The following is a 9372-nucleotide window of genomic DNA, read 5'->3' on the forward strand; positions in this document are numbered from 1 at the left end:
GGAGTCCCCCCAGTGAGCAACATCCCGGAGACCGGACGCACCCAACGGGTGACGATCCGTCTGGTGGTGCTGCAGATCCTGGTGCTGTCGCTGCTCGCCACCCTCGGCGGGCGGCTGTGGTACCTGCAGATCCGGACCGGCAGCCAGTACGCCGCCCAGGCGCAAGGGAACCACATCCGGGAGGTCGTGGAGCCCGCCGTCCGCGGCGAGATCCTCGACGCCTCCGGGCGGGTGCTCGTCGGCAACGAGACCAAGCTCGTCGTCTCCGTCAGCCGCACCTCCCTGCTCCAGCAGAAGGACCGCGGCAAGGCCGTGCTGACCCGCCTCGCCGGCGTCCTCGGGCTGCAGCCCAAGGACGTCCAGGACAAGGTGCGGCTCTGCGACGCCAAGACGCCCAAGCCCTGCTGGAACGGCTCGCCCTACCAGCCGATCCCGGTCACCCAGCAGGCCACCACCCAGCAGGCCATGCAGATCATGGAACGCCGCGAGGACTTCCCCGGCGTCACCGCCCAGCCCACCGCCGTCCGCCGCTACACCGGCGTCGAGGGCGCCAGCGCCGCCCAGGTGCTCGGCTACCTCTCCCCGGTGACGGACGACGAGGTCACCAAGACCGCCGACAAGACCGGCCGCGAACGCCGCCTGCCGAGCGACCAGATCGGCCGTGCCGGCCTGGAGTCCGTCTACGACGACGACCTGCGCGGCACCACCGGCGTCGACAAGCTGGAGGTCGACAACCTCGGCAAGGTCATCGGCAGCGCCGGCACCGTCCCCGCGCAGTCCGGCAACAACCTCGTCACCAGCATCGACGCCCGGGTCCAGAAGGTCGTCGAGGACCAGCTGGCGCAGGCCATGACCGACGCCCGCAAGGTCTACGACAAGGAGACCCACAAGAACTACGAGGCGGACTCCGGCGCCGCCGTCGTCATGGACGTGCACACCGGCCGGATCATCGCCATGGCCAGCGCCCCCACCTTCGACCCCAACCTGTGGGTCGGCGGCATCACCGCCAAGGACTACCAGGCGCTGACCGACAAGGGCTCCAACTACCCGCTGATCAACCGGGCCATCCAGGGCCTGTCCGCCCCCGGCTCCACCTTCAAGGTCATCTCCACCACCGCCGCCGTCCAGGCCGGCTACTCCCTCGACGGCCACTACCCGTGCCCGCCGAGCATGACCATCGGCGGCCGCGAGTTCAAGAACTTCGAGGGCGAGAGCTTCGGCGAGATCTCGCTGGAGAAGGCCCTGGAGATCTCCTGCGACACCGTCTTCTACTACCTGTCCTACGACCAGTGGCTGAAGGACGGCGGCATCAAGCCGAAGAACCCCGCCGACTGGTTCACCAAGACCGCCCACCAGTACGGCCTCGGCGCCAAGACCGGCGTCGACCTCCCCAGCGAGGTCGCCGGCCGGGTGCCGGACCGCCAGTGGAAGCAGTCCTTCTACGACGCCAACAAGGACGCCTGGTGCGCCCAGGCGGCCAAGGGCGGCCACGAGTACGCCGACGAGATCGCCCGCGAGAACTGCCAGGACGGCAACGTCATGCGCGCCGGTGACGCCGTCAACTTCGCCATCGGCCAGGGCGACACCCTCGTCACCCCGCTCCAGATGGCCCGGATCTACTCCGCGCTGGCCAACGGCGGCACCCTCTACCGCCCCACCATCGGCAAGGCGGTCATGAGCCCGGACGGCAAGCTCGTCCGCGACATCGCCCCCCACGAGGACGGCAAGATCCCCGCCCAGGGCAAGCTGCTCGACTACATCGACCAGGCCACCGCGGGCGTCGTCACCAGCGGCACCGCCGCCTGGAAGTTCGTCGGCGCCGGCTGGCCCCAGGGCAAGATCGAACTGCACGCCAAGACCGGCACCGCGGAGGTCGCCGGCAAGCAGACCACCTCGTGGCTGACCACCTACAGCGGCGACTACGCGGTCGTGATGACGATAAGCCAGGGCGGCACCGGCTCCGGCGGTTCCGGTGACTCGGTACGCCGCATCTACCAGGCGCTCTACGGCGTCGACGACAAGGGCGCCGTCGACAACGGCAAGGCCCTGCTGCCCAAGCCGCAGAGCGAACTGCCCAAGTTCAACCCCGACGGCACCGCCATCATCAAGCAGGCCTCCTACGACGCCCCCGGCGACCGCGCCTTCCTCGACCCGGCGCCCGCCACCGGCACCGGCGCCCCCGCGGTCCTCGCGCTCGCCGCCCTGGAGCCCGCCCGCGCCACCGGAAGGAGCCGCGGATGACCTCCTACGGCTCGTACCGCACCGTCCGGCTCGCCCCGCAGCGCGGCTCCATCGCCAGGGTCCTGGCCAAGGACTCGCCGCTGCGCCGGATGGACTGGATCATGATCCTCTCCGCGCTGGCGCTCTCCCTCGGCAGCTCGCTGCTCGTCTGGTCCGCCACCCGCGGCCGCGACAACCTCACCCACGGCGACCCGCAGTACTTCCTGTACCGGCACCTCACCAACACCCTGGTCGGCGTGGTGCTCTGCGCGGTCACCGTCGGGATAGGGACACGCCGGCTGCGCACCGCCGTGCCGTTCGTCTACCTCGGCGTCCTACTGCTGCTCGCCACCACCCTCACCCCGCTCGGCTCCACCATCAACGGCCAGCACTCCTGGATCCAGTTCGGCGGCGGCTTCTCGCTGCAGCCCGCCGAGTTCGCCAAGCTCTCCATCGTGATGGGCATGGCCGTGGTGCTCTCCGCCCGGGTCGACGCCGGCGAACGGGAGTTCCCCTCCTCGCGCAGCGTCATCCAGGCACTGGTGATCGCCGCGGTGCCGATGGGCGTCATCATGCTGATGCCCGACCTCGGCTCGGTCATGGTGATGGGCATCGTCATCATGGGCGTCCTGCTCGCCTCCGGCGCCGCCCGCCGCTGGGTCTTCGGCCTCATCGGAGCCGGCACCGTCGGCGCGCTGGTCATCTGGAAGCTCGGCGTGCTGAGCAAGTACCAGATCGACCGCTTCGCCGCCTTCGCCAACCCCTCGCTCGACCCGGCCGGCGTCGGCTACAACACCGCCCAGGCCCGGATCGCCATCGGCTCCGGCGGCCTCACCGGCATGGGCCTGTTCCACGGCTTCCAGACCACCGGCCAGTTCGTCCCCGAGCAGCAGACCGACTTCGTGTTCAGCGTGGCCGGCGAGGAACTCGGCTTCGTGGGCGGCCTCGGCCTGATCGCCCTGCTCGGCGTCATCCTCTGGCGGGCCTGCAAGATCGCCCGCCAGGCCACCGACCTGTACGGCACCGTCCTCGCCGCCGGCGTGATCACCTGGCTCGCCTTCCAGGCCTTCGAGAACATCGGGATGAACCTCGGCATCATGCCGGTCGCCGGCATCCCGCTGCCGTTCGTCTCCTACGGCGGCTCCTCGATGTTCGCGGTCTGGGTCGCCATCGGACTGCTCCAGTCCGTCCGCTCCCAGCGGCCGATAGGGATCTGACCGGGCGGCCGCCGCCGCCCACCGGACCGGCGCCCCGACGGCCACCGCCGTCGCGGGCGCCGACCCGTTCCACGGCCGCGGAGCCGGTGCGTTCCGGCCGGGAAGGACCGGTGCGTTCCGGCCGGGAAGGAGGGGCGGCCGGGTCCGGTAACCTTGAGGGTCGTCCCCGTCCACGACCCAAAGGGCTCACCGCATGCCAGTCGAATCGGTCTTCCCACGCCTGGAGGCACTCCTCCCGCACGTCCAGAAGCCGATCCAGTACGTCGGCGGCGAGCTCAACTCGACCGTCAAGGACTGGGACGCCTGCGACGTGCGCTGGGCCCTGATGTACCCCGACGCCTACGAGGTCGGCCTGCCCAACCAGGGCGTCATGATCCTCTACGAGGTGCTCAACGAGCGCGAGGGCGTGCTCGCCGAGCGCACCTACAGCGTCTGGCCCGACCTGGAGGCGCTGATGCGGGAGCACGGCGTCCCGCAGTTCACCGTCGACGCGCACCGCCCGGTGAAGGACTTCGACCTCTTCGGTCTCTCCTTCTCCACCGAGCTCGGCTACACCAACATGCTGACCGCGCTCGACCTCGCCGGCATCCCGCTGGAGTCCAAGGACCGCGGCCTCGACGACCCGATCGTGCTCGCCGGCGGCCACGCCGCCTTCAACCCCGAGCCGATCGCCGACTTCCTCGACTGCGCCGTCGTCGGCGACGGCGAGCAGGCCGTCCTCGACATGACCGAGATCGTCCGCGCCTGGAAGGCCGAGGGCCGCCCCGGAGGCCGCGACGAGGTGCTCCTGCGGCTCGCGAAGACCGGCGGCGTGTACGTGCCGCGCTTCTACGACGTCGAGTACCTGCCGGACGGCCGGATCGGCCGCGTCGTGCCGAACCGCCCCGGCGTGCCGTGGCGGGTCTCCAAGCACACCGTCATGGACCTCGACGAGTGGCCCTACCCCAAGCAGCCGCTCGTCCCGCTCGCCGAGACCGTCCACGAGCGGATGTCGGTGGAGATCTTCCGCGGCTGCACCCGCGGCTGCCGCTTCTGCCAGGCCGGCATGATCACGCGCCCCGTGCGGGAGCGAAGCATCACCGGCATCGGCGAGATGGTCGACCGCGGCCTCAAGGCGACCGGCTTCGAGGAGGTCGGCCTGCTCTCGCTGTCCAGCGCCGACCACTCCGAGATCGCCGACGTCACCAAGGGCCTCGCCGACCGCTACGCCGAGGACAAGATCGGCCTGTCGCTGCCGTCCACCCGCGTCGACGCGTTCAACATCGACCTGGCCAACGAGCTCTCCCGCAACGGCCGCCGCTCCGGTCTGACCTTCGCCCCCGAGGGCGGCAGCGAGCGCATCCGCAAGGTGATCAACAAGATGGTGTCCGAGGAGGACCTCATCAACACGGTCGCCACCGCGTACGGCAACGGCTGGCGCCAGGTGAAGCTGTACTTCATGTGCGGCCTGCCCACCGAGACGGACGAGGACGTCCTGCAGATCGGCGAGATGGCGAAGAACGTCATCGCCAAGGGCCGCGAGGTCACCGGCGGCAACGACATCCGCTGCACCGTCTCCATCGGCGGCTTCGTGCCCAAGCCGCACACCCCCTTCCAGTGGGCCCCGCAGCTGTCCGCCGAGGACACCGACGCCCGCCTCGCCAAGCTGCGCGACTCCATCCGGCACGACCGCAAGTTCGGCAAGAACATCGGCTTCCGCTACCACGACGGCAAGCCCGGCATCGTCGAGGGCCTGCTCTCCCGCGGCGACCGCCGGATCGGCGCCGTCATCCGCGCCGTCTACGACGACGGCGGCCGCTTCGACGGCTGGCGCGAGCACTTCTCCTACGACCGCTGGATGGCCTGCGCCGAGAAGGGCCTCGCCGGCACCGGCGTCGACGTCGACTGGTACACCACCCGTGAGCGCACCTACGAGGAGGTGCTGCCCTGGGACCACCTGGACAGCGGCCTCGACAAGGACTGGCTCTGGGAGGACTGGCAGGACGCCCTCGAAGAGGTCGAGGTCGAGGACTGCCGCTGGACCCCGTGCTTCGACTGCGGGGTGTGTCCTCAGCTCGGCACGCACATCCAGGTCGGCCCCACGGGCCAGAAGCTGCTGCCGCTGAGCGTGGTCAACAAGTAGTGAGCCCATGTGCCGTCGGCCCTGTCCTCGGACGGGGCCGACGGCCTTTCGTCATGAGCCGGATCCGCCCGCGAAGGCGTCGCGCCTGACGATCAGGTGCTCCTCCACATCGGGCGGGACGGCCAGCTCCAGGCCCACGTCCGGCGCCCGCTGCCCGGGAACCCTCGTCCGGCGGACACGGCAGGTGACCCGGCCCCGCCGGAGGTCCTCCGCCATCGTCCCGGCCCCCTCGCGCTGCCAGCGGTCACCGAAGGTGTCGCCGTCCGACGACACCGTCCAGCACGCTGCGGCCGGCCCGTCGGTCCCGCCCGTGTCACCCCGGTACTCCCGCACACGAACGGGGAACGCCCCGAGCCTGGTCACGACCTCGGCGGAGAGCCTGTCGTACACGGCGTCGGGTCGGGGCGCCCCCAGGCCCCCGCCGGGGCAGACCCGGCAGCGCAGGTAGGCGTAGGTGCGCCGGTTCGTCGTGGTCCGGTGGACCGTCATGTTGGTGTCGCAGTCCGCGCACACCAGGACTCCGAGGAACTCGGTGGCACCACCGGGGCTCCGGTGCGGCTGCGTGGTGGCCCTGCGGTCCAGGGCCGACTGGAGCGACTGCCACTCCTCCTCGCCGAAGATCGGATCGGCCACCCGGATCGGACGGCCGGACCGGTCGCACACGACCCTCGACCGGCGGACGCCCGCGTCCTTGTCGACCTCCACCCGCCACCCACGCAGCGCGGGGTTCCGCAGCCGCCGCAGCAGCGTTGCTGCGGTCCACCGGCCACCACCGCCCGTGGGGATCCGGGCCCGGTGGAGCACGGCAGCCATCCGGCGCGCCGACACCCCGCGCAGTGCCGCGTGGCGGCACCAGCGCAGAACACGGGCGGCTCCTGGTTCGACGACCAGCCTGCCCCCGGCACTCGTCGCGTAGCCGTAGGGAGGCCTGCCCACCAGCCAGTCCGACTGGGTCTTCGTGTACGCCCAGAGACTGGTGATGCGAGTGCTGGTGCCGCCCGCCTCGAGTTCGGCCACGCTGCCGAGCACGGTCGCCAGCTCCTTCCCCGCTGCGGTGGACAGGTCGATGGCCTCGTGCTTCGACACCAGGTTCTTGCCGTGGTCCTCGCACCATCCGATCATGACGCTGAGGTCGGTCAGACGACGGACGAAGCGGTCCAGCTTCCAGAAGAGCAGGACGTCGAAGTCGGGGGCCCGCTCGTTCAGCCAGTGCCCCAGCTGTCTCCGCTTCCACGGCGGGACGCGTGTTGCGGAGACGTTCAGGTCGGCGGCCACTCCGACGACGCGGAAGCCGCGGTCCCGCGCCAGCCGTCGCAGATCGAGTTCCTGGCGCACCGGGGACGTGGTGTCGGCCGTGAGGGTCGAGAGCCTCACCGACAGCAGGGCGCGCGGGGCGTTCCGCGGCAGTGACCGCTCGCCCGCCAGCAGTTCTTCGAGCAGCGCGAGGTCGTTCTCGCGCCAGCGCACCCGCGGTGCGCCTCCTGGTGATTCCGTCTTCACACCCCGGCCAACGAGCCGTCCGTCCGCCGGATGCGGTCGTGTACTTTTCTGTCCTCATACGGAAACGCCGACGGGAGACGGATGACCGGGGAGAGACCCGCCGAGGGGTGCCTGGTGGCGTTCGTGCGGGTGCCGGCACGGGTCTTCGCGCTGCTGGTGGTGGTGCCGCTGCGCTTCCTCTGGGAGCTGCTGCTGGTCACCGTGCTGCGGCCCTGCGGGCGGGCGCTCGGGTGGCTGGTGCTGCAGGTCTGCCGCCTCCTGTACTGGACGCTGGTGTGGCCGCTCGTCCAGCTGTACCGGTACGTCCTCGTGCCGTGCGGGCACGCGCTGGCCCGGCTGGGCCGGGAGGTGCTGGCGCCGGCCGGGCGGGCCGGGTGGGCGGCGCTGCGCCGGTGCGGCCGGGTGCTGGTCGCGCTGCCGCTGGGCTGGCTGGGCCGTAACGTCCTGCTGCCGCTGGGCCGCGGGCTGCTGGTGCTCGGCCGCCACCTCGTGGTCGTCCCCCTCGCGGCGCTGTGGCGGTACGTGCTGGCGCCGTGCGGCCGCGGGGTGCTGTGGCTGCTGTCGGGGCTCGCCCGGGGGTTCGGGTGGGCGGCGCGCGTCCTGGTGGCGGTGCCGCTGGTGTGGCTGTGGCGGGTGCTGCTGTACCCGGTGCTCCGCGAGCTGGGGAGGGCGATCGTCCGGGCCTGGCGGATCGGCGGGCGGATCTGGCGCTTCCTGGTGGTGCGGCCCTGCCGCTGGGTGCGGCGAGAGGTGTGGTGGCCGGCGAAGGCCGAGATCGGGCGGGTGCTGCGGGAGGTCCGGCGGGCCCTGGTGGGGTGACCCGGTCCGGGCGGCGGGCCCGGGCGCGTACCCTTGTCCTGACAAGCAACCGGCCGGTACGGCCGGACGGGACACCGATCTAAGGACTGAGCAGCCCTGGCACGCCGCACGCCCGACGGTCCGCCGCCCGCGCCGACGGTGCAGCGCATCCGTCTCCGCTACACCAAGCGCGGCCGTCTGCGCTTCACCAGCCACCGGGACTTCCAGCGGGCGTTCGAGCGTGCGCTCCGCCGCTCGGCCGTTCCCATGGCGTACTCCGCCGGCTTCACCCCGCACCCCAAGGTCTCCTACGCCAACGCCGCCCCGACGGGCGTCGCCAGCGAGGCGGAGTACCTGGAGATCGGCCTCGCCGAGGCCCGTGACCCGGAGGAGCTCCGGGCCCAGCTCGACGGGTCGCTGCCGCTTGGCCTGGACGTCGTCGACGCCGTCGAGGTCCGCACCGCCAACTTCGTCGAGCGCCTGGAGGCCTCCGAGTGGCAGCTGCGGCTGGCCGGCGTCGAGCAGGAGGAGGCGGCCCGCGCGGTCGCCGCGTTCCTGGCCGAGGAGGCCGTCGAGGTGCAGCGCACGACCAAGAACGGCGTGCGGGTGTTCGACGCCCGTGGGGCCGTCGCGTCGCTGCAGGTGCTCCCGTCGCAGGTGGGCGATGGTAACGACACTGGCACAGAGCGTGCCGACGATGTTCGTCCGGGCTCACCCTGTGCGATACTGCGGCTGGTAGTACGACATGCCACACCCGCCGTACGACCCGACGACGTTTTGTCCGGTCTCCGTGCGACGGCCGACCTGGCGCCGCCGGTCCCCGCTGAGGTGACCAGGCTGGCGCAGGGGCCGCTCGACGAGGAGACCGGCACGGTGACCGACCCGCTGGCGCTCGATCGCGCCGCGGCCCCGGCAGGCCGATAGCGGCCGCAGGGCCGCGCGCCTCTGCCGACCGCCGAGTGGGCAGGGAGCCAGGGCTCACCACCGGGCCGTGGCTCCCCGGTCCCCGCGGCTTCCCAGGGGAGCGAGCGTCGTCGCACGCAGCCGGGCCCCCGCGGCCCGACCTGGACAACGAGAAGACTGGTCAGACCAGAAGACTTTCGGCATCCCGCACCGTGCGGGACGCCGAGCGAGACTACGAGCTCCTGTGCGGCCTCGCGTCCGCACGGCAGCACCGTGGAAGCCGGCACGCCATCACCATGGCCGCCGTGAACCAGGTGCCGAGCCGTGCCCGGATGCGGAGCCCGGGGGCCTGACGGGAGATCCACCCGCATGCTCGAGAACACCGAACCGCAGTCCGCTGCGGAACCGGCCGACACCCCTGCCGACGGCGGTGCCGCGGCCCCGCCGCGCCGTCGTCGCCGTGCGGTCTCCCGCCCGGCCGGCGCCCCGCAGGGCGCCGCCGCCGAGGCGGCCGAGACCGTGCTGCCCGCCGAGCCGCAGCAGGACGGGGCCGTGGCCGCCGAGGCCCCGGGCGGCCCGGGGGGGGGGGGGGGCGCCGGGGGGGGGGGGGCG

General features: G+C 72.0%; 7 protein-coding genes. 6 read left to right on the forward strand and 1 reads right to left on the reverse strand.

Translation table 11 applies throughout. From position 1 onward, the window contains the following. Window positions 1-12 precede the first annotated feature (12 nt). The 3 genes from mrdA to ABD353_RS33015 all read left to right on the forward strand — a co-directional run bounded on the left by mrdA (window position 13) and on the right by ABD353_RS33015 (window position 5559). Window positions 13-2241: a penicillin-binding protein 2 gene (gene mrdA, locus ABD353_RS33005; RefSeq protein WP_344627368.1), complete on the forward strand. Its 2229-nt coding sequence runs from the start codon at window positions 13-15 to the stop codon at window positions 2239-2241. After that, window positions 2238-3437 carry an FtsW/RodA/SpoVE family cell cycle protein gene (locus tag ABD353_RS33010; RefSeq protein ID WP_344627369.1) on the forward strand — a complete coding sequence of 400 codons (1200 nt, stop codon included), beginning with the start codon at window positions 2238-2240 and terminating at the stop codon, window positions 3435-3437. Before mrdA ends, ABD353_RS33010 begins: the two co-directional genes overlap by 4 nt. A 193-nt stretch (window positions 3438-3630) precedes the next feature. Further along, window positions 3631-5559: a TIGR03960 family B12-binding radical SAM protein gene (locus ABD353_RS33015; protein WP_344627370.1), complete on the forward strand. Its 1929-nt coding sequence runs from the start codon at window positions 3631-3633 to the stop codon at window positions 5557-5559. A gap of 51 nt (window positions 5560-5610) precedes the next feature. Here the strand turns inward: ABD353_RS33015 and ABD353_RS33020 are convergent, their stop codons facing one another. Continuing rightward, window positions 5611-7026 carry a recombinase family protein gene (locus ABD353_RS33020; protein ID WP_344627371.1) on the reverse strand — a complete coding sequence of 472 codons (1416 nt, stop codon included), beginning with the start codon at window positions 7024-7026 and terminating at the stop codon, window positions 5611-5613. Between the two features lie 114 nt (window positions 7027-7140). Here ABD353_RS33020 and ABD353_RS33025 point away from each other — a divergent pair, with 114 nt between their 5' ends. The 3 genes from ABD353_RS33025 to ABD353_RS33035 all read left to right on the forward strand — a co-directional run. Continuing rightward, window positions 7141-7878, forward strand: coding sequence for a hypothetical protein (locus ABD353_RS33025; protein ID WP_344627372.1), 738 nt, complete (start codon window positions 7141-7143; stop codon window positions 7876-7878). A 138-nt stretch (window positions 7879-8016) separates the two neighbouring features. After that, window positions 8017-8781 (forward strand): TIGR03936 family radical SAM-associated protein, encoded by a 765-nt coding sequence (locus ABD353_RS33030; protein ID WP_344627373.1) that lies wholly within the window; start codon window positions 8017-8019, stop codon window positions 8779-8781. A 348-nt stretch (window positions 8782-9129) separates the two neighbouring features. Continuing rightward, on the forward strand, window positions 9130-9372 hold a 243-nt coding region (locus ABD353_RS33035; RefSeq protein WP_344627374.1), incomplete at its 3' end, for a hypothetical protein.

Source organism: Kitasatospora arboriphila, assembly GCF_039528095.1.
GTDB classification, from domain to species: Bacteria; Actinomycetota; Actinomycetes; order Streptomycetales; family Streptomycetaceae; genus Kitasatospora; species Kitasatospora arboriphila.

Excerpts from the sequence above, each read along its gene's own strand:
- ABD353_RS33010 (WP_344627369.1), top strand. The coding sequence starts at position 2,238 with ATGACCTCCTACGGCTCGTACCGCACCGTCCGGCTCGCCCCGCAGCGC.
- ABD353_RS33015 (WP_344627370.1), top strand. The coding sequence starts at position 3,631 with ATGCCAGTCGAATCGGTCTTCCCACGCCTGGAGGCACTCCTCCCGCAC.
- ABD353_RS33025 (WP_344627372.1), top strand. The coding sequence starts at position 7,141 with ATGACCGGGGAGAGACCCGCCGAGGGGTGCCTGGTGGCGTTCGTGCGG.